We start from the raw sequence: 19,984 nt of genomic DNA on the forward strand, positions 1-19,984 counted from the left end.
ATGTATCGCACGATGATGAGCGGAAAACTCCACCGGGCAACTGTCACTGAAGCCAACCTGAATTATGTCGGCAGCATTACCATTGATGAAGACCTCATTGACGCGGTCGGAATGCTAGCTAATGAAAAAGTTCAAATTGTGAATAATAATAACGGAGCCCGTCTGGAAACCTATATTATTCCCGGTGAGCGCGGAAGCGGAGTCATTTGTCTGAACGGAGCGGCCGCACGCCTCGTCCAGCCGGGTGATACAGTCATTATCATTTCCTACAAGATGATGTCAGAACAAGACGCTGCAAGCCACCAGCCAAAGGTCGCCGTGCTTAATGAAAAAAATGAAATTGAACAAATGCTGGGCAGCGAACCGGCCCGCACCGTTTTGTAAAAGCAAACAGCCCCCTTTATCGGGGGTTTTCTTTTAAGATTTCAGAGTAAAAGCTGTTTTGCCGCTCCATTCCAAAGAAAAACGTGTTACACTTTTCTCGTATGCAAGAATTGAGGTGTCCATTTTAAATGAACAAGCAACGGTTCGTTGTCATAGACGTGGAAACAACAGGAAATTCGCCGAAAAAAGGCGATAAAATCATTCAAATCGCAGCGGTTGTGATTGAAAATGGACAAATAACTGAGCGGTTTTCCAAATATATTAATCCAAATAAATCAATTCCGTTTTTTATTGAACAGCTGACTGGCATAACGAACAGCATGGTAGAGAATGAACTGCCTTTTGAAGCGGTAGCTGAGGAAGTTTTTCAATTGCTGGACGGCGCCTATTTTGTCGCTCATAATATCCATTTTGACCTTGGATTTGTCAAGTACGAATTAAACGAGGCGGGATTCAGGCTCCCTGATTGTGAAGTGCTGGACACAGTGGAGCTTTCCCGCATTGTCTATCCTGGGTTTGAAGGGTATAAGCTGACTGAACTCAGCGAAGAGCTTCAGTTGAAGCATGAGAATCCGCACCGCGCCGACAGCGACGCAGAGGTCACGGGTTTCATTTTTTTGAAGATCATTGACAAACTGCAAAGGCTTCCTTTGCCGACCTTAAAGCAATTAAGAAGGCTGTCTCAGCATTTTATCAGTGATCTGACGCTTCTGTTAGATACGTTTATATTTGAGCGGGAGAAAGCAGAAGCGCCGGGCTATGTAAAATTTGCTTCATTCTCAATCAGAGAGCCTGAAGCTGAAACCGGCGGGTCACATAATGACCAGTTTCCTTCTGATGTAGACATGTGGAATAACGAAAGCGGGAAAAGCCTTTCTGATCTATTGCCCCGCTATGAAAAAAGGGAAGGGCAGACCATCATGATGAATGAGGTGCGTACCGCATTTGCCAATCGTGAGCACGCGTTAATAGAAGCGGCTCCGGGGATAGGCAAAACGATCGGCTATCTTGTTCCTGCGGCGCTTTTTGCCAAAAAGTCTAAAAAACCGGTTGTGATCAGTACGTACTCAACACTTCTTCAGCAGCAGATTTTAAATAAGGAACTGCCGGTCGTACAGCGCATGTTCCCCTTTTCAGTGACGGCTGCCATTTTAAAAGGCCAGTCCCATTATTTATGTTTGCATAAATTTGAGCACATCCTGCATGAGGAAGATGATAATTACGATGCCGTACTCACGAAATCCCAGCTTCTCGTCTGGTTAACAGAAACCGATACAGGCGATGTGGCCGAACTGAATTTGCCGTCCGGCGGCAGGACGCTGTGGGAGCGAATGGCTCATGATGAAGAATCAGTGAAAAGAAACCGAAAAGAGCAGATTAGCGGTTTTTATGAGCGGGCACAACATAAAGCGATGCAGTCAGACTTAATTGTGACAAACCATGCACTTCTTCTGACTGATGAAGTCAGCCGAAAAAAAAGGCTTCCGGAAAGCGGCGCCTTAATCATTGATGAAGCGCATCATTTCGAACGTGCGGCAAGTGAACATTTAGGAATAAGAGTTACATACATAGGGCTTCATGCTAAGCTCAGCCAGCTTGGCACATTAAACCAGCGCGGACTTTTAAAGAGAATGCGCCGCTTGTTCCAAACCCATCACTTGCCGGTGGATTCCTTTTTTGAAATGGATGAATGGCTGCAATACATTCAGGCAGAAAGCGATGCGTTTTTCAGTTCGGTTCATTCTTTTGTGAAACGCAGAAAACCTAAAGACGACATGAACCGTCTTGTCTTTAAGCTGAACAAAAAAAGTCAGGATAACAGCTGGCCGACCCTATCCGATGGAGCCGAACGGCTTTGTTCCATGCTTATGCACGTCCAGCAGCAGTTTGAAGGCCAAATGGAGCTGATGGACAAAAAACTGACGAACATGAAAAGCGGTGCTGCCTTTTTGGCGGATGAATACCGCAAAAGCATGCAAAGCCTGAAAGAATATTGCCATACACTGACAAGGCTATTCTTCGAGTCTGATGAAAATGAAGCGGTTTGGATTGAAATTGATGCAAAAGGCGCAAAAAATGCCGTTGCAATTTACGCTCAGCCTCTAGACCCGGGAGAGCTGCTGGCGGATCAGTTTTTTGCGCGCAAAAACAGCGTCGTTCTCACATCAGCGACGCTGACAGTGGAAGGTTCTTTTCAATATATCATTGAGCGTCTCGGGCTTGGGGATTTTTATCCGCGCACGGTCAAAATTGAATCTCCTTTCTCTTACGATGACCGCATGAAAGTGATTATTCCGAAAGAAATGAGATCCGTGCAGGATGCCGGACAGACCGAAGTTGCCCAAGATACTGCCCATTACATTCAGATGATGGGCAAAGAGGCACAGCCCAAGATCCTTGTACTATTTACCTCCCATGAAATGCTGAAAAAAGTGCATCATGAGTTAAAGCACAGCCCGGCTTTTTCCGGCGTTCAGCTGCTGGCGCAAGGCATAACAGGAGGCAGTCCGGGAAAATTAATGAAAACGTTCAAAGCTAGCAAGCAAGCGATTTTGCTCGGAACAAATCATTTTTGGGAAGGAGTCGACTTTCCGGGGGATGAACTATCCACCGTTATTATCGCGAGACTTCCGTTTCGGTCCCCGGATAATCCGCTTCATGCAGCAAAATGTGAGCAGGCTCGCAAAAATGGCAAAAATCCGTTTCAAACTGTCTCGCTGCCGGAAGCTGTTTTGACGTTCAGACAGGGAGTCGGCCGCTTGCTTCGCACAGCCGGGGACAAAGGAACGATTGTCATTTTAGACAGGCGGATTAAAACGGCAGGCTATGGCCGCCTGTTTCTAGAGGCCCTACCGACATCCTCAGTATTTGAGCTGACCGACAGGGAGCTTGAAGCTTATGTCTCGGGCGAAACAGAATAAAAGCCGCAAAAAGCGGCTTTTAATGGTGTGGGATAAGGATGGTGTTTTATTTAAAAAGCGGTTCTTTGATGCCGCTTTGTGTAAATAGTATGCCGCACGGGTAAAAGAGTATGATTAACAATATTTGTTTTGATAATGGAGGGCAATGAAATGGAAAGTAAAATTGAAATTCTATCTACAATCAATGTGGAACACTCAGACGATCTTTATAAAATTGTCGATATGCTGAATCGCACTCTGAAAAGAGACAATTTAATGTTCGGACTTGCGTTGGATGAAGAAGACCAAAACCAGGCTGTTTTTACTATTTATCGTACGTAGGAGGAGAAGATGAGAAAAAAAACATTAATCTTTACTGCGATTTTTGGTATTATTTTTTTAGCAGTTCTTCTTGTTTCGGCAAGCATTTTTAAATCAGCTATGGCGCAAAAGGAAGAAGGGCATGAGGAAGCTGCTGCCTCGGCAAAAAAAGAAACCGGTCTGACTGAAGTTGATCAAGTCGAAACATTTGTCGGAAAAGAAAAATATTATATCGTAAAGGGAACTGACAAACATGATACAGTCATGTACGTATGGGTTCCTGCTGATAAAAAAGCGAAAATTCTCTCTAAAAAAGCGAATGAGGGAATAACCGAACAGAAAGCGGCAAAAATCATTCAAGGTGAAGGATTGGTTTCTAAGCAAAAAGAGGTTCACCTGGCAAGAGAAGATAACGTCCTGCTTTGGGAAGTGACCTATTTAGACAAGGAAGAGCAGTACAGTTTGAGCTATGTGGACTTTTCAAGTGGAAAGATTCTCAAAAATATCACGCCTTAAGACGAAATAGGGGGAATTGAAGTTGAAACTGGCAAAAAGAGTATCCGCATTAACACCGTCTACCACACTTGCAATCACAGCAAAAGCAAAGGAATTAAAAGAAGCAGGCCATGATGTTATCGGTCTCGGAGCGGGAGAACCAGATTTTAACACGCCGCAGCACATTATTGACGCGGCTGTGCGTTCAATGAATGAGGGTCATACAAAATATACGCCATCCGGCGGGCTGGCGTCACTGAAAGAAAGTATTGTAGAGAAATTCAAACGTGACCAGCAGATTGAATATAAACCTTCTGAAATCATCGTGTGCACGGGTGCCAAGCATGCCTTGTACACCCTTTTCCAAGTCATTCTTGATGAAGAAGACGAAGTAATTATTCCGACGCCATACTGGGTCAGCTATCCGGAGCAGGTGAAATTGGCAGGCGGGCGGCCGGTTTATGTCGACGGACTTGAAGAAAATCAATTTAAAATTTCTCCTGAGCAGCTGAAAAGTGCAATCACAGATAAAACAAAAGCGATTGTGATCAATTCACCAAGCAATCCGACCGGCGTGATGTACACTGAGGATGAGCTGTCAGCGCTTGGTGAAGTCTGTCTTGAGCACGATATTCTGATTGTTTCTGACGAGATTTACGAAAAGCTTACATACGGCGGAAGAAAACACGTTTCGATCGCACAGCTTTCTGACAAATTAAAAAAACAAACCATTATTATTAACGGTGTTTCGAAATCTCACAGTATGACTGGCTGGAGAATCGGGTATGCGGCCGGAGCGCAAGACATCATCAAAGCGATGACGAACCTTGCGAGCCACAGCACGTCCAACCCGACTTCAATCGCTCAATATGGCGCAATTGCAGCCTATAACGGTCCAAGTGAGCCATTGGAAGAAATGCGAGTGGCATTTGAGCACAGATTAAACACAATCTATGCGAAGCTGATCGAAATCCCAGGTTTTACTTGCGTGAAGCCTGAGGGCGCATTTTACTTGTTCCCTAACGCGATAGAGGCGGCTCATTCCTGCGGATTCAAAGATGTCGATGAGTTTGTGAAAGCGCTGCTTGAAGAGGAGAAAGTCGCGATTGTACCAGGTTCCGGCTTCGGTTCGCCAGACAATGTGCGCCTCTCTTATGCAACTTCATTAGATCTTCTGGAAAAAGCGGTAGAGAGAATAAACCGTTTTGTAGAAAAACATAACTAGTGGTCAAAAGCGGCTGATAAACAAGCCGCTTTTTATCTGCATTGACCCAGTAAGATGTGAACGGTTATAATAAAGTGATGTTAAAAAAGATTCGGGGCTAAATAGTGCCGAATGTTTTTCTGTTCTGGAGGGAAATATTTTGAAAACTACAATAAACCAAGTGTATAAGCACGTAGGCCAGGAAGTTACGATCGGGGCTTGGGTTGCGAATAAGCGTTCAAGCGGAAAGATAGCATTTTTACAGCTGAGAGACGGTACCGGCTTCATTCAAGGAGTCGTGGTAAAAGCGGAAGTTGATGAAAACATGTTCCAAACGGCTAAGTCTGTGACACAAGAAACGTCACTCTATGTAAAAGGTATCGTGAAAGAGGACGAGCGTTCTCCTCTCGGTTTTGAATTAGCAGTGACATCCATTGAAGTCATTCATGAAGCTACAGATTATCCGATAACACCAAAAGAGCACGGTACAGAATTCTTGATGGATCACAGGCACCTATGGCTCCGTTCTAAACGCCAGCATGCGATCATGAAGATTCGTAATGAAATCATCCGTGCGACATATGAGTTCTTTAATAACGAAGGCTTTGTAAAGGTAGACCCGCCGATTTTAACGGGAAGCGCTCCTGAGGGAACGACAGAGCTTTTTGCGACGAAATACTTTGACGAGGATGCTTACCTGTCTCAAAGCGGCCAGCTGTATATGGAAGCAGCGGCGATGGCTTTAGGAAAAGTTTTCTCCTTCGGTCCGACATTCAGAGCGGAAAAGTCAAAAACAAAACGCCATCTCATCGAGTTTTGGATGATAGAGCCGGAAATGGCATTTGTAGAATTTAATGAAAACCTTGAGGTTCAGGAGAATTATGTTTCATTCGTTGTGCAAAGTGTGCTTGAAAATTGCAAAATCGAATTAAACACTCTGGGAAGAGATACCTCTAAACTCGAACAAATTAAAGCGCCATTCCCAAGAATCACTTATGATGAAGCGCTCGCCTTTCTAAAAGAAAAAGGCTTTGATGATATTGAGTGGGGCGATGATTTCGGAGCTCCTCATGAAACTGCAATCGCAGAAAGCTATGACAAGCCTGTGTTCATCACTCATTATCCAACTTCATTAAAGCCGTTCTACATGCAGCCGGCAGAGGACCGCGAAGATGTCGTATTGTGTGCAGATCTGATTGCTCCTGAGGGCTATGGAGAAATCATTGGCGGATCTGAACGGATTCATGATATGGAACTTCTTGAAGCGCGCCTTAAAGAACACGGGCTGGAATCAGATGCTTATAAGTGGTATGCTGAGCTTAGAAAATACGGTTCAGTGCCGCATTCAGGCTTCGGTCTTGGATTAGAGCGGACAGTCGCGTGGATCAGCGGAGCGCCTCATGTGCGTGAAACCATTCCATTCCCGCGTTTATTGAACCGTTTGTATCCTTAATAATTGTAAGTGATAAGAAAAGAGTCTCCTGTAAACGGGAGACTTTTTCATAGTAAAGGGAAAAGCGATATCCTTTACAGTAAGAGGTGTAATGATGAAAAAACAGCAATTTATTGATATGCAGGAGCTTGGGACCTCAAGTATTCCGAATCTGCTGCTGACGAACTATCAGCAGCTCGGATTGAATGAAACGGAACTGGTTCTGCTGTTGAAAATTAAGATGCATTTAGAGAAGGGCTCTTTTTTTCCAACGCCAAGCGAACTGCAGGCAGGCATGTCTATTTCTGTGGAAGAGTGCACGAACAGATTGAGAATGTTTATTCAAAAGGGATTTCTTTTCATCGAAGAATGCGAAGATGCAAATGGAATTAAATATGAAAAATATTCTCTTCAACCCTTATGGGGCAAGCTGTATGAATTTATACAGCTCGCGCAAAACCAAACACAGGAAAGAAAAACAGAGGGAGATCAAAAGAGCCTCTATTCCATTTTCGAAGAAGAGTTTGCTAGGCCGTTATCTCCTTTGGAGTGTGAAACACTGGCGATTTGGCAGGATCAGGACCAGCACGACGCGGTGATGATCAAACACGCATTAAAAGAGGCTGTTTTATCCGGCAAGCTCAGTTTCCGATATATTGATCGGATTTTGTTTGAATGGAAGAAAAACGGCCTGAAGACAGTGGAGCAGGCAAAAGCCCACAGCCAGAAATTCAGACGTGTTCAATCGAGGCAGAATGAGCCGCAAAAAGAGTATACAAGGCAGGTTCCTTTTTACAATTGGCTCGAACAATAAAGTGAATAGGTGACTAAGGTGTTAAACTTAAAACAAATTGAATTCTGTTTAGAAAAAATAGGCGATATGTTTCCGAATGCGGAGTGTGAGCTTGTCCATTCAAATCCTTTTGAACTGGTGGTTGCTGTTGCTTTGTCTGCGCAATGTACGGATGCGCTCGTAAACAGAGTGACAAAAACGCTATTCCAGAAGTATAAACGGCCTGAAGACTATCTTGCCGTTCCGCTGGAAGAGCTTCAGCAGGATATCAGATCAATCGGATTATATCGTAACAAAGCAAAAAATATACAAAAGCTAAGCAAAATGATTATAGAAGAATACGGCGGAGAGGTCCCGAAAGACAGAGATGAGCTTGTGAAGCTTCCGGGAGTGGGACGGAAAACAGCGAACGTCGTTGTGTCTGTGGCGTTCGGCGTTCCGGCGATTGCGGTGGATACGCATGTCGAGCGGGTCAGTAAACGTTTGGGCATCTGCCGCTGGAAGGATTCAGTGCTTGAAGTCGAAAAAGCATTAATGCGGAAAGTCCCGAAAGACGAGTGGTCTGTGACACACCACAGGCTCATTTTCTTCGGCAGATACCATTGCAAAGCACAATCTCCGCGATGTGCGGAATGTCCTTTACTTTCATTGTGCCGCGAGGGCCAAAAAAGAGACAAAAAAGGGCTGGTGAAACGATGACAGCAGGAGAGGAACTGTTAGCTTCCTATGAACAATATTTGCGAGGCCTTGATTACTCATGCGATGATGTACAGGCTGCTTTGCGAATTAACCCTTTATATGTGGATTTTTCGGCAGACGATTCTCTGGTTAAGCCTTGGGAGCACAGCAGTGAATATGTTCCCTATTTATTTGAAGTTTGGGAAGAGATAAAGAAAGCACTGCTGCCTGTTTTTCAAACGAGAAAATCAAGATGCGAGCAAAATGATATGCTGAAGGGCATGACATGTTTGCTGGCGGCGCTTCACTGGACAGCGGGCGAACGGGTGACCTCATTAGAATGGTCCAGTTTGACGCAAAAATCATTTCCCGCTAAGCCGATCAATTGGGCTGAACGTGTCGGATTTATTTTAACGAAGCCGACGCAATACCATTGTTTTATTCAGCTTGATGAACTATTTACGGAAATGAAAAAACACTTTTTTAAATATGAAGCAATGAATCGTTGATTCCAGCCTCTTTAAGCAGACGCTTAAAGAGGTTTTTTGTTGAATACAACAAAAAGCCTTCACCGCATTTGCGGTGAAGGCTTCATTTATTTTAGTTGTTCTTCTTCGTGTCTGTTGAAGAATTTGTTTTTGCTTTATCAGATGATGAGTTGCTTGTATCTTTATCTTTATCAGATCCGTCTGTTCCTGAACTTGAATCGCCGTCCGTTGTTTCTTCCTCTTTACGTCCGCTGTCAGTGTTACCGTTGTTGGGTTGGTCCTGATTGTTGTTATCGGACTGGTCTTTATCTTGCTGTTTGTCTTTATCTGTTCCCGAATCATCGGTTTGGTCTGATTGATCATTCTGACTGTCGTCTGTCTGAGAATCATCCGTTTGTGTGTCATCTTGTTTTTGCTCATCATCTTGCTTTTGTTCATCATCAGTATTTTGCTGGTCTTCTTTGTCTTCATCCTCTTCATCTTTAGGGACCGTATAACTTGTCGAAACCGTTTCGCTTTTTTCATCATCGGCGACTGCCGTGACTTGGAAGCTATAGACTGAACCCGGCTTCACTCCGGATACCACGGCTTCTTTGGCAGAACTGTTTTGAATCTCTGAGTAGCTGCCGCCGTCCACCGATTGTTTCACTTCAAAAGATGCGTCTCCGTCATATTTCCAGCTTAACGATAAGGATTGATTATCCTTATCATATTTTACACTTAAGTTTGTCGGGTTTTTCTTTTCTTCTTTTTCATATGTCTTCGATACGGTAGAAGGCGTTGTGCCTTTTACAAAGTACTCGGTCAGCTTCTTGTCGCTTGGCGTGTTAGGCCCTGCTAATGCGGCAGGGTTTGACCCTTTTTCAACAGTCGCTTTTACAACACTGTCAGGCTGTTTAAATGATCCGCTGCCGTCATCGACCTTGGCGATGAGTTTTTGGAATAGCCGTTTCGCGACTTGCTGTTCCGTTTTTGATAATGATTTTTTTCCTATCTTATTGCTGGAATCAACCCCGGTCCATACGGCTGCCGTATATTGCGGAGTATAGCCGACAAACCAAGAATCAGGCACGCCGCCGGGTGCGATATTGTATTTTTGTATATCACTTTCTTGAAAGTTTGTTGTACCGGTTTTCCCGGCTACTTCTACATTCGGAACCTTTGCAAGCTGTCCTGTTCCGGTATTGACGGCTGTTTTTAGCATATCTGTAATCATAAAGGCTGTATAGTCACTCATGGCAGACTTCGATTTAGGTGTTAAATCAAGCTTAGTTCCATCATTAAACTCAATAGACGTCACGAAGTGCGGGTCATTATACGTTCCGTTATTTCCGAATGCACTGTACGCTCCAGCCATTGTCAAAGAGGAAACACCGACATTATCATCTCCGAAGCCTCCGATTGAGTATGACTCAAACACTTGATCTTTTTTCAAACCAAGCCCAAGCCCATTTGCAAAGTCCACAGCAGCGTCTTTTCCGGCAGCCTGGAATGCTTTTAATGCCGGAATATTACGTGACTGTGCAAGTGCTTCACGTATAGACATTAGGCCTTTATATTGACGGTCCCAGTCATGAATCGCTGTTCCGTTAGAATAAGTGTACGCCGAGTCGTCAATTTGCTCGTAGGTAGACCATTTCTTGTTTTCAATAACAGGCCCGTAGTCAAGGACTGGTTTAATCGTCGAACCAGGCTGAGACTTAGCTTGAGTGGCATAGTTGAAGCCGCCGACAGGCTGATTGCGGCCGCCGCCGATCGCCCGGATTTCTCCGTTTTGCGTGTCAAGCAGTGTGACCCCGCCTTGCATGCCCTCTGTAAATCCGGCAGCATCGCCATTCATTAATTCATCTAAATAATCTTGCGCGTCTGTATCTAATGTAGTGTAAATTTTTAAACCGTCAGCCGATACATCCACATCTGATTTTTCTTTGATTTCGTTCATGGCTTCTTCTACAAAAGCGCTGTATTTATTAGAATTAGATTTTTCGTATTCCTTCTTGGAAACGACTCCTTCGTCTTTCATGGCAACATTTTTCGCTTTATTGTACTGTGAGTCAGAAATGAATCCTTGTTTTTCCATCAAGCTGAGTACGACATTCCGTCTTTTTTCAGCTTTGTCAGGGTTTTTGACCGGGTTGTAAGCAGTCGGGCTCTGCGGCATTCCGGCAAGGGTAGCGGCCTGCTCAACCGTCAATTTGCTCAAATCGGTTACGCCGAAAAACTCTTCAGCCGCTTTTCCGATTCCGTACGCTCTAGGAGAAAAATAAATTCGGTTTAAATACATTTCTAATATTTCATCTTTAGAATAATTACGTTCAAGCTGAATGGAGAGCCATGCTTCCTGAGCTTTCCGTTTTAGCGTTTTTTGATGGGTCAGAAGGGAGTTTTTGACTACCTGCTGCGTAATGGTGCTTCCGCCTTCAGAGCCAAAACCGCCTTTGAAGTTTGCGACTAGCGCTCCTCCGATACGGATAGGGTCAAGCCCGTGGTGCTCGTAAAAACGTGCGTCTTCTGTAGCAATAAACGCTTCTTTAACAACGTCCGGAATATCTTTTATCGAGACGTAAGTTCGTTTTTCCGCACCGACTTCCGCTATTTCTTTCCCGTTTTTATCATATATGGTGGAAGAATAAGGCGTCTTTAGTTTGTCTTCATCAAGTGACGGCGCATCAGAAACCAGTACAGCAAATGTGACGGCTCCTCCGACTACACCGATGATGAACAAAATGAGCAGAGTAAAAAGAGTTTTCTTTAACAGTCCGCCTTTTTTGTGTTTCTTTCCTTTTTTAGGTGAAGAATTCGAGTGGCTGCCTCTGTTTTGCGCGGCCTTTCGACGTTCTTCACGGCTCTTAAATTGATCTGACATAACATCTCAACCTTTCGTTAATCAACCTTTCGCTCGCTTATGGGTTTGGCGAAAAATAAAGCTGTTCAATAATACTAATATAATCAATTCTTGGCGAGTATCCAAGTGAAATTGGAAAAGCGGCTTCATTTAATTCGTCTTTCCGAATCGACTTTCTGCCGTTCTTTTCTTTTCTTTCCCAGAAGTAAAACAGCTTTTCAGCCTCTAAAAAATAAACTTGGCCGAAAGCGGATATAATAACAAAACAAATTCCGTCTTGAGCCGTTACCTGCTTCATATGCTCAATTTGGTGATCATGAAAGTTTTGCAAAGGGAAGGAGGTTGTATTTTTCGTTTCCTTTGCTTCAAAATCAATATACCGGCCTTTGTAAAGTCCATTATAGTCAGTTGTTGATGACTGCTTAAAATAGGCTTCTTTGATGACAGCTGCGCTTCTTTTTGGATAATGGACATTTACAATTTGCACGGGCGTCGGTTTTTTGTGAATCACAGCAATTTGCTTTGCTAGATAATACTTATTCGTTTCATTTAAGTCATCTTCGAGGGTCATGCCGCGATTACTGTATGTTAGCGGCTTTTTTTGCCTATTTTGGGATGAAACCGTTTTTTTCGGCTGAAACGTTTTTCCGTTGGGATACCGAATCACTTTCTTCATCCTCCTTACCAAACTTATAAATGACGGAAGTGAATGAACATGCTTGAAAAGCAGATTTTACATGATGTTCTCTGCCGAATTGATCGACAGACAAAACTGAAAAACGCAGACAACGTGTCCAGAACAAATGCCTATAAATCATATTACGATCGTCATCCGGAAATCAAATGGTCTCTTTTAGCCTCCTTTGTTTCCCGTAATGCCGGCTGGTCGATGACTGATTTAAAGGGCAGCCTGTTTCAGCTGGGGTTGTCTGATGAGCAGCAGAAGTGGTTCTTTCTGGCGTATGAGCGCGCGAACTGGCTTATTTTTTCAGACGCATATCCCCAGCTGCTTTTATATCATTGGTCTAAAAGAGTAGGCAAACCGCTTTTTCAGCATCTGCGTGTGTTTCATGTGTCACAGTTTATGCAAGAAGAGTGGGCCCGTTTTTGGCGCGATCAGAACACTGAGCGGCTCATGTATGCTCTCATTATAAATGAACAAAACACTATCCAAACACCTATTATACAAAATCCTGCGTTCAAAAAGAACGTTTTTAGCACGATTCCTTTTTATTTAAGTGACTGGTTTCATTTTAATACCGTTATTTTTCCTTCTTCAGACGGCGGTCTGTATGGAATTTCGTCAAAGCATTTCTCAAAAACGGAAGAAAGAATTAAATTAGGGAAACAACTGGCACAGCTTTTATTCAAACCGGAGCTGTTTCCTTCCTTTTACCATTTTTTACACACGGTTCCCCATACCGGTTCGCGCTTTGACATGGAAAAAATGATCGGAATGACAAAAAGAACATCTCCTATGATTCGGACATGCTACCCTGTATTTGCCCATTCATTAGACGGGGTAAAGGCTGAATGGTTTCATGGAAAGATTAAGAAAGGGGCCTTTTCAGCGGAGTCCTTACCGAAGCAAGTGGAGGTGACGGACTGGTATTTACAAAAAAAACGCCAGCTTTATGCGCTGTTTTCCATTCGGCATTGGATGGGGAAGTAAAAAAAGCAAGGAGAGCTCCTTGCTTTTTAAGTGGAAGGACGGTTAGGCCCGCCTAATTTTTTATCTAAAGTATCTGTTGTTTTTGATTCAGTTTTTTGTTGTTTACCGGCTTTCTTCGGTCTTGTTTTCATACGGCACCTCCTTACTTGTAGCGTTTGCATTAACAGTGCGCTTCATACAATTTCTGCGGGTCTTTTTGTCGAAAACTTCAGCTTTTCGTGGAATAGCGGTTTGTTTGGCGATTTAGTTCTAGTTTTGTCAGGTGTGGAGGAGTGCGTGAAGGAAACGAGAATTCTATCACTAGACAGGCTACGAAAAGGGAGGAACATGAATGTCCGGTTACGTGAGTAAAGCTGATATTCTCCAAATGCTTTCTGATATTGAGAACGAATTGTCGCGTGCTGAGCAATGCCTGAACCATTCTCTAAACCTTTATGAGACAGAAATGAAAGAAATGGAAGGCGAGCGCCTGAGCGTGATAGAGGAAGAATTGCATGATCTTCATACTTGTCTGCAAGAGCTTTCACAAACGAAGAAGGAAAAGCTTACATTTGAAAAGGCGTATCACATCAGCTGAATTTGTCTGCCGAGTCTGGTACGATATATACTGAGGTGAGAATGTTGCACATACAAGCATTTTTAGAAAAGACTAAGCAAATGATTGAAGCAGCAGAAAAAGGGGCGGCACGCTACGAAGACGGGAAAGAAAATGACCGCTCTTACGATTTCTTTGCAACGATAAAACCGGCAGTTGAACAAAATGAGGAACTCGTGTCACAGTGGACGGAAAATGCACTCGAGTTTATTAAAATCCATCGCCCTAAATATATATATGAAGAGCAGATTCACGCAGTAAAAGAAAATTTCCTTGAAATTATGCTTCAGTCATATGTTCATCATATTCATAAAAAACGGTATAAAGATTTAACTGAATCGGTCCTCTATACCTTGCAAACAGTAAAAGATGAGATTGCAAAAGAAGGCAGCCTTTAGGGCTGCCTTCTTCTAATCGGGGTCCGGCAATTAATGAATGTCATATGCCGGGTTTTCTGCTCCATTTGCTTCCAGAACTTTCATACTGTTACGAAATTCAGTTGCTGTCAGGTGTCCTTGAATATAGAGGAACTTCGTAAAGTCCATCAGTTTATTCACACAATCTGTTTCATATTCTTTTACTTCTGCGAAAAGCTTTTTCAAGTATGATACGTTCATAATGGTGCATCCCCTCTCATTTGTGTTAAAAATATCGTACCATAACGATTCGACTTTTTTCTGTTTTTCAAAAATTAAAACTTTCGACATGGTTTGACAAATCTGCCTCTTCAGCCGACAGACACAAATGAGAGAAATATTCATACATATAAAGGAGAGAACATGAAGAGCGATAAGGGGGAAACCGCGATGCGAAGGAGATCAGCACAGTATTATCAGGATGTGAATCAGCAGATGGGTTACTATTACCCGCAGCAAATGCAAGGATACTATCCGCCGTCTGCACCTGCAAGTCAAAACCAATATCCGCCCCAATACTATGGAAATCAAGGTTATGTGCAGCCATATTCTCCGCCTGCACCTATACCTTCACAGCAGGCTGCATTCCATAATCCTTATCCAATCCCAAGACCGAATCAGCCGCAGCCTACACAATTTCAAAGTATTATGTCTCAATTCAAAAAAACAAACGGGCAGTTTGATTTTAATAAAATGATGGATACCACAGGCCAAGTGATGAGCGCGATGAATCAAGTCGGCTCCTTATTAAAAGGATTTACGAGCTTCTTTAAAGGATAAAAGCATGAATGATGCAAAATCATTCATGCTTATTTTTTGGGAAAAACAGAGTCATTGTCTGCTCATTCCATGACGTATTCATTAACTCCTGCTGAACTTCATAAGGCAATAGGACCGTTCTCGTCATGCTTGTATGTGTGGCTGAGGAGGCTTCCTGGTGATTTTGGCGCAGGGTAATATGAAGATAACGTGATTTGGCTTCGACCAAAATATCGCCGTCTTTAAATGAAGGCGGAATGTCGATATCGACAAAAAGACCGGAATGCTCTTCCCTTACATTCATTTTGACCTGTGCCTCAGTAAGGCTTGAATTGACAAGATGCTGAAAGCTGTTCAGAAGCTCTCCGAAAGGGGAAGAGTGAAAAAATTGATCAAGCGCATGTTTCATATGTTCTTCCTTTTTCTGCAGTTCGTTCTCTTTATCTTCTGGAAAACTCATACCATCACCACCTTTTTTACAGACTATGCATTTTTGTTCTATGTGGTTATGAATTGATGCCGAAAAGAAAGTATGATTAAATAATGAGGAATGTATAGTTGACGGAACGCAAGCACAAATGAATAAGCTTTGGGAAGGGAGAAAAAACATTGCTGAAAAAATTATTCGGATTTGGAAAAGACCAGGAAAAGATAACAGAAGAGGTCATCTATTCTCCAGCGGACGGATCGGTCATTGATCTCACAGATGTTCCTGATCCTGTTTTTTCGCAGAAAATGATGGGAGAAGGGATTGCAGTTGAACCGGCCAATGGAGCTATTGTTTCACCTGCAGAGGGGGAAGTGATACAGCTTTTTCATACGAAACACGCCGTCGGCATCCGCACGGTCTCCGGAATCGAACTGTTAATTCATGTTGGTTTGGAAACCGTAAATATGAACGGAGAAGGCTTTGAAGCCCATGTGAAAGAAGGCGACAAAGTCAAAATCGGCGATCCGCTGATTACATGTGATTTAGAATTAATAAAAGAAAAAGCAAGCAGCACGGTGATTCCCATTGTCATTATGAACGGCGAAGCGGTAGAATCTCTTGAACCTGCCGGGGAAAAAGACGCGCAAAAAGGCACGACAAAACTTTTGAAAATCAAGGTGAAGTGAGCAGGGCGAATGCCTTGCTTTTTTGATGTGTTATTGTATAAAGTTTACACCTAGCCATGCAAACAAATATTCGGTAAACTGTACTTTACAAAGAGGTGTAAAGGATGAAAAAGAAATCACTGGCCGAGTTAATTTCTGAATTAAAAGGCAGCGAACATGTAGTGAACTGGCATGAAATTGAACCGCGAAAAGCAAGGACCAAACCCATGCCTGACAGTATAGATTCAAGGATAAAAACAGCCCTTGGCAAACGGGGGATAGATGAATTATTTACACATCAGTTTTCAGCTTTTCAAAGCGTGCAAAAAGAGGAGAGCATCGTAACCGTGACGCCCACGGCATCCGGTAAAACACTGTGCTACAATCTGCCGGTCTTGCAATCTATTGCCGAAGACCCGTCTAACCGCGCTTTATATTTATTTCCGACAAAAGCGCTCGCGCAAGACCAAAAAAGCGAACTGAACGAGATCATTGAAGAAATGGGCGTAGATATCAAAAGTTTTACATATGACGGGGATACTTCTCCGGCGATCAGGCAAAAGGTCCGAAAAGCGGGGCATATTGTCATTACCAATCCCGATATGCTGCACTCAGCTATTCTTCCTCATCACACAAAATGGGTGAGCCTGTTCGAAAACCTGAAGTATATTGTTATTGATGAATTGCATACCTACCGCGGCGTATTCGGAAGCCATGTGGCAAATGTCATCCGCCGTTTGAAAAGAATATGTCAATTTTACGGAAGCAGCCCGATTTTTATTTGTACCTCTGCGACTATTGCAAACCCGAAAGAGCTTGCGGAGCAGCTGACCGGGAGTCCTATGAGGCTGATAGACGACAATGGGGCGCCGAGCGGAAGGAAACATTTCGTTTTCTACAATCCTCCGATCGTCAACAAACCTTTAAACATCCGAAAAAGCGCCACCATTGAAGTGAATGAGCTTGCGAAAGAGTTTTTGAAAAATAAGGTGCAAACCATTGTGTTTGCCAGAAGCAGAGTGCGTGTCGAGATCATTCTCAGCCATATTCAAGAGCTGGTAAAAAAAGAGATCGGCACAAAGTCAATTAGAGGTTACCGCGGCGGCTACCTGCCTAAGGAACGGAGAGAGATTGAAAGAGGCCTCCGGGACGGGGAAATATTAGGTGTTGTGAGCACGAATGCGCTTGAGCTTGGAGTGGATATCGGACAGCTGCAAGTCTGCATTATGACAGGCTATCCTGGCAGTGTGGCGAGTGCATGGCAGCAAGCCGGAAGAGCCGGGAGAAGACATGGGGAAGCTCTCATTGTCATGGTTGCCAACTCAACCCCGATAGATCAATACATTGTGCGCAACCCTGATTACTTTTTCGACCGTTCACCGGAATCGGCGAGAATCAATCCGGAAAATCTGATTATTTTAGTCGACCACTTAAAGTGCGCAGCATACGAGCTTCCTTTTAAAGCTGATGAAGAATTCGGACCTTTAGATGTCACCGACATTCTTGAATATCTTCAAGAAGAAGGCGTTCTTCACCATAACAGCGGGCGCTATCATTGGGCGAACGAATCGTTCCCTGCCACGAATATCAGCCTGCGTTCCGCTTCTCAGGAGAATGTGGTAATCGTTGATCAATCAGATGTTGCAAATGTAAGAATTATCGGTGAAATGGATCGCTTCAGTGCGATGACGCTTTTGCATGATGAAGCGATTTATCTGCATGAAGGTATTCAATATCAGGTGGAAAAGCTCGATTGGGACCATAAAAAGGCTTATGTGCGAAAGGTGGATGTCGAATATTACACTGACGCCAATTTAGCAGTTCAGCTGAAGGTATTGGAAATCGACAAAACGATTGATCGTAAGCAAACTTCTTTACACTATGGCGATGTCACAGTAAATGCGCTGCCCACGATTTTTAAAAAAATTAAAATGACCACATTTGAAAATATCGGATCAGGCCCGATTTATCTGCCTGAAGAGGAACTGCATACAAGCGCTGCCTGGATGGAAATAAAAGAGATTGATCCGCATCTGGGGGAAAAGACATTGGAACAGCTGCTGCTGGGTATCGCCAATGTGTTTCAGCACATTGTGCCGGTATATGTCATGTGCGACCGAAATGATATTCATGTGGTTTCCCAAATTAAAGCTGCGCATACCGGTCTGCCAACGATCTTTTTATACGATCATTACCCGGGAGGCATCGGATTGGCAGAGGATGTCTATAAACGGTTTGCCGAGATCAATGAGGGAGCGAAGCGGCTGATTACAAATTGCCCTTGTCAAGACGGCTGCCCTTCTTGTATCGGGACAGAGATAGAAGGAATAAAAGCTAAGCACAACATTTTACGGATTTTGAATCAATTTAACTAAGAAAGGGGGACAGGCATGTCTTTAAAAGGTAAATTACATCGAATGAAAAAGCATATGGGAACGTCTGAAGCAGGCAAACAGACCGCTGTGCCTCCCGATAAGAACGGCCATTCGGACATTCCGTTTTTAGATAAATGGAAAGCTTGCGGGGTGAAGCCCTTCTATTTTGAAGACGAGTATTGCCTCATCAGGGAAGTTGTATACCCGCTCTCCCGCCGTCATGGGCTGTATTGTTTTTCTGAGCTTGAAGACGTGATGGCTTTATGGAATCAAAGCGATCTTTCCCATACCTTATCTGCTAAGGGCTACAAGCAAAGCCAGCTGTTCTTTTTTGATACAGAAACAACCGGACTTGGGGGAGGGGCGGGGAATACGATTTTTTTACTCGGACACGCAAGAGTATATGCTGATAAAGTGGTCGTCAAACAGCATCTCTTGCCTAACCCGGGGAATGAAACCGCTTTGTATCAGAGTTTTTTGAGTGAAGTAGATATCACATCACTTGTCACATATAACGGCAAAGCGTTTGACTGGCCGCAAGTGAAAACGAGGCATACACTGATTCGCGACCGGCTTCCCAAGCTGCCGGAGTTCGGCCATTTCGATCTTTTGCACGGCTCAAGACGGCTGTGGAAGCATAGAATGGATCGCGTGTCGCTCGGTACGGTTGAAAAAGAAGAGCTGTCGGTATATAGAAAAGAAGACACACCAGGGTATTTGGCGCCGATGCTGTATTTTCACTTTTTAAAAACACAGGACCCCGATCTCATGGCAGGTGTGCTGCATCATAATGAACAGGATGTGCTGTCTTTAATTTCGCTTTATATTCATCTGTCAAAAAAGATACTAATCCCTTCCGGAAGTGAAGCTGAACAGCATGAGACTTATGCCATGGCGAAATGGTTTATGGCCCACAAAGAAATAAGCCTGGCAATCAAACAGCTGGAAAGTATTCAGCACCAGCCATTTGAACACACTGACAGGGCCCTTTACGATCTGTCTATGCTCTACAAAAAACAGGACCGCCTGCAAGAAGCGGCTTCACTTTGGGAGCGTCTGATGCGCTCTGATGTTCAAAAATGCCGATACGACGCTTCGATCGAGCTTGCGAAATATCTAGAGCATAAGAAAAAAGAATACGGACGCGCATTACATGTGACCCAACAATTACTCGCTGACGAGGCGTTATTATCAGAAAAAGAGACTGAAAGATTACACATTCGTATTTCCCGGCTGAAGAGGAAATATTCAACGTAAATATTCCCCGGGAAAGCGCAAAAGACGACGTTCTTCGCCATATCAATTTTTTTACCGGATTCACCGCGCTTTTGTTGTAGAACGGTGCCGATTGCTGTAAAATAACATTAGTTATTTTTAAAGGGAGAGTTGGTATGTATAAGGGCGTTTTTTATTTATTCTTCGTCGTTGTTTTCTTAATCGCGTTTGTGTTTTCAAACTTTAAAGACAGTTTGATCGCTCATTTCTAAAATAGGTCTTTGCATTAGAACATGCACCCCGGTTTTTTCATAGCT

The 19,984-nt window shown here is 43.5% G+C and carries 22 protein-coding genes; 17 read left to right on the forward strand and 5 right to left on the reverse strand.

Annotation, left to right across the window (positions count from 1 at the left end):
- The 9 genes from panD (at position 1) to AXI57_RS11355 (ending at position 8,716) form a co-directional block, all read left to right on the forward strand.
- Complete coding sequence (panD, locus tag AXI57_RS11320; RefSeq protein ID WP_003325636.1) at positions 1-384, forward strand: aspartate 1-decarboxylase; 384 nt, start codon at positions 1-3, stop codon at positions 382-384.
- Positions 385-512: 128 nt separating this feature from the next.
- Positions 513-3,305 carry an ATP-dependent DNA helicase DinG gene (gene dinG / locus AXI57_RS11325; RefSeq protein ID WP_061670106.1) on the forward strand — a complete coding sequence of 931 codons (2,793 nt, stop codon included), beginning with the start codon at positions 513-515 and terminating at the stop codon, positions 3,303-3,305.
- Between the two features lie 150 nt (positions 3,306-3,455).
- On the forward strand, positions 3,456-3,626 hold the full coding sequence (locus AXI57_RS20870) for a YpmA family protein (RefSeq protein ID WP_003325639.1): 171 nt from the start codon (positions 3,456-3,458) through the stop codon (positions 3,624-3,626).
- Between the two features lie 9 nt (positions 3,627-3,635).
- Positions 3,636-4,121: a cell wall elongation/penicillin-binding protein regulator TseB gene (gene tseB, locus AXI57_RS11330; RefSeq protein WP_061670107.1), complete on the forward strand. Its 486-nt coding sequence runs from the start codon at positions 3,636-3,638 to the stop codon at positions 4,119-4,121.
- A gap of 22 nt (positions 4,122-4,143) precedes the next feature.
- Positions 4,144-5,325: a pyridoxal phosphate-dependent aminotransferase gene (locus tag AXI57_RS11335; protein WP_061670108.1), complete on the forward strand. Its 1,182-nt coding sequence runs from the start codon at positions 4,144-4,146 to the stop codon at positions 5,323-5,325.
- A 139-nt stretch (positions 5,326-5,464) separates the two neighbouring features.
- Positions 5,465-6,757, forward strand: coding sequence for an asparagine--tRNA ligase (asnS, locus tag AXI57_RS11340; RefSeq protein ID WP_010789033.1), 1,293 nt, complete (start codon positions 5,465-5,467; stop codon positions 6,755-6,757).
- 94 nt (positions 6,758-6,851) lie between these two features.
- Positions 6,852-7,550, forward strand: a complete 699-nt coding sequence (dnaD, locus tag AXI57_RS11345; protein ID WP_003325644.1) for a DNA replication protein DnaD — start codon at positions 6,852-6,854, stop codon at positions 7,548-7,550.
- Positions 7,551-7,568: 18 nt separating this feature from the next.
- Positions 7,569-8,228: an endonuclease III gene (gene nth, locus AXI57_RS11350; RefSeq protein WP_061670109.1), complete on the forward strand. Its 660-nt coding sequence runs from the start codon at positions 7,569-7,571 to the stop codon at positions 8,226-8,228.
- Positions 8,225-8,716 carry a YpoC family protein gene (locus AXI57_RS11355; protein WP_061670110.1) on the forward strand — a complete coding sequence of 164 codons (492 nt, stop codon included), beginning with the start codon at positions 8,225-8,227 and terminating at the stop codon, positions 8,714-8,716. Before nth ends, AXI57_RS11355 begins: the two co-directional genes overlap by 4 nt.
- A gap of 91 nt (positions 8,717-8,807) precedes the next feature.
- Here AXI57_RS11355 and AXI57_RS11360 read toward each other — a convergent pair whose 3' ends face one another.
- On the reverse strand, positions 8,808-11,561 hold the full coding sequence (locus AXI57_RS11360) for a PBP1A family penicillin-binding protein (RefSeq protein ID WP_061670111.1): 2,754 nt from the start codon (positions 11,559-11,561) through the stop codon (positions 8,808-8,810).
- Between the two features lie 37 nt (positions 11,562-11,598).
- Entirely contained in the window at positions 11,599-12,207 is a 609-nt protein-coding gene (gene recU, locus AXI57_RS11365; protein WP_061670112.1) for a Holliday junction resolvase RecU, read from the reverse strand.
- 42 nt (positions 12,208-12,249) lie between these two features.
- Between recU and AXI57_RS11370 the strand changes: the two genes are divergently transcribed.
- The gene (locus tag AXI57_RS11370) at positions 12,250-13,212 is read left to right on the forward strand and encodes a DUF2515 domain-containing protein (protein ID WP_141292141.1); all 963 of its coding nucleotides are present in this window, start codon (positions 12,250-12,252) and stop codon (positions 13,210-13,212) included.
- A 26-nt stretch (positions 13,213-13,238) separates the two neighbouring features.
- Here the strand turns inward: AXI57_RS11370 and sspM are convergent, their stop codons facing one another.
- Positions 13,239-13,343, reverse strand: a complete 105-nt coding sequence (gene sspM, locus AXI57_RS11375) for an acid-soluble spore protein SspM (protein WP_003325650.1) — start codon at positions 13,341-13,343, stop codon at positions 13,239-13,241.
- 200 nt (positions 13,344-13,543) lie between these two features.
- Between sspM and AXI57_RS11380 the strand changes: the two genes are divergently transcribed.
- Both AXI57_RS11380 and AXI57_RS11385 read left to right on the forward strand, forming a co-directional pair.
- Complete coding sequence (locus tag AXI57_RS11380; protein ID WP_061670114.1) at positions 13,544-13,789, forward strand: DUF5446 family protein; 246 nt, start codon at positions 13,544-13,546, stop codon at positions 13,787-13,789.
- Positions 13,790-13,830: 41 nt separating this feature from the next.
- Complete coding sequence (locus AXI57_RS11385) at positions 13,831-14,205, forward strand: YppE family protein (RefSeq protein ID WP_003325652.1); 375 nt, start codon at positions 13,831-13,833, stop codon at positions 14,203-14,205.
- Between the two features lie 30 nt (positions 14,206-14,235).
- Here AXI57_RS11385 and AXI57_RS11390 read toward each other — a convergent pair whose 3' ends face one another.
- Positions 14,236-14,424 carry a YppF family protein gene (locus tag AXI57_RS11390; protein ID WP_003325653.1) on the reverse strand — a complete coding sequence of 63 codons (189 nt, stop codon included), beginning with the start codon at positions 14,422-14,424 and terminating at the stop codon, positions 14,236-14,238.
- Positions 14,425-14,613: 189 nt separating this feature from the next.
- Here AXI57_RS11390 and AXI57_RS11395 point away from each other — a divergent pair, with 189 nt between their 5' ends.
- The gene (locus tag AXI57_RS11395; protein ID WP_003325655.1) at positions 14,614-15,003 is read left to right on the forward strand and encodes a YppG family protein; all 390 of its coding nucleotides are present in this window, start codon (positions 14,614-14,616) and stop codon (positions 15,001-15,003) included.
- Between the two features lie 19 nt (positions 15,004-15,022).
- On the opposite strand, the gene AXI57_RS11400 is transcribed toward AXI57_RS11395, so the two are convergent.
- Complete coding sequence (locus AXI57_RS11400) at positions 15,023-15,442, reverse strand: Hsp20/alpha crystallin family protein (RefSeq protein ID WP_061670115.1); 420 nt, start codon at positions 15,440-15,442, stop codon at positions 15,023-15,025.
- Positions 15,443-15,591: 149 nt separating this feature from the next.
- Between AXI57_RS11400 and AXI57_RS11405 the strand changes: the two genes are divergently transcribed.
- The 4 genes from AXI57_RS11405 (at position 15,592) to AXI57_RS21355 (ending at position 19,939) form a co-directional block, all read left to right on the forward strand.
- The gene (locus AXI57_RS11405; protein WP_003325657.1) at positions 15,592-16,098 is read left to right on the forward strand and encodes a PTS sugar transporter subunit IIA; all 507 of its coding nucleotides are present in this window, start codon (positions 15,592-15,594) and stop codon (positions 16,096-16,098) included.
- A gap of 104 nt (positions 16,099-16,202) precedes the next feature.
- Entirely contained in the window at positions 16,203-18,452 is a 2,250-nt protein-coding gene (locus AXI57_RS11410; RefSeq protein ID WP_061670116.1) for a DEAD/DEAH box helicase, read from the forward strand.
- 15 nt (positions 18,453-18,467) lie between these two features.
- The gene (locus AXI57_RS11415; RefSeq protein ID WP_061670117.1) at positions 18,468-19,709 is read left to right on the forward strand and encodes a ribonuclease H-like domain-containing protein; all 1,242 of its coding nucleotides are present in this window, start codon (positions 18,468-18,470) and stop codon (positions 19,707-19,709) included.
- A 101-nt stretch (positions 19,710-19,810) separates the two neighbouring features.
- The gene (locus AXI57_RS21355; protein WP_003230707.1) at positions 19,811-19,939 is read left to right on the forward strand and encodes a hypothetical protein; all 129 of its coding nucleotides are present in this window, start codon (positions 19,811-19,813) and stop codon (positions 19,937-19,939) included.
- Positions 19,940-19,984 lie beyond the last annotated feature (45 nt).

Origin of the sequence: Bacillus atrophaeus, from assembly GCF_001584335.1 — a bacterium.
Taxonomy (GTDB): Bacteria; Bacillota; Bacilli; order Bacillales; family Bacillaceae; genus Bacillus; species Bacillus atrophaeus.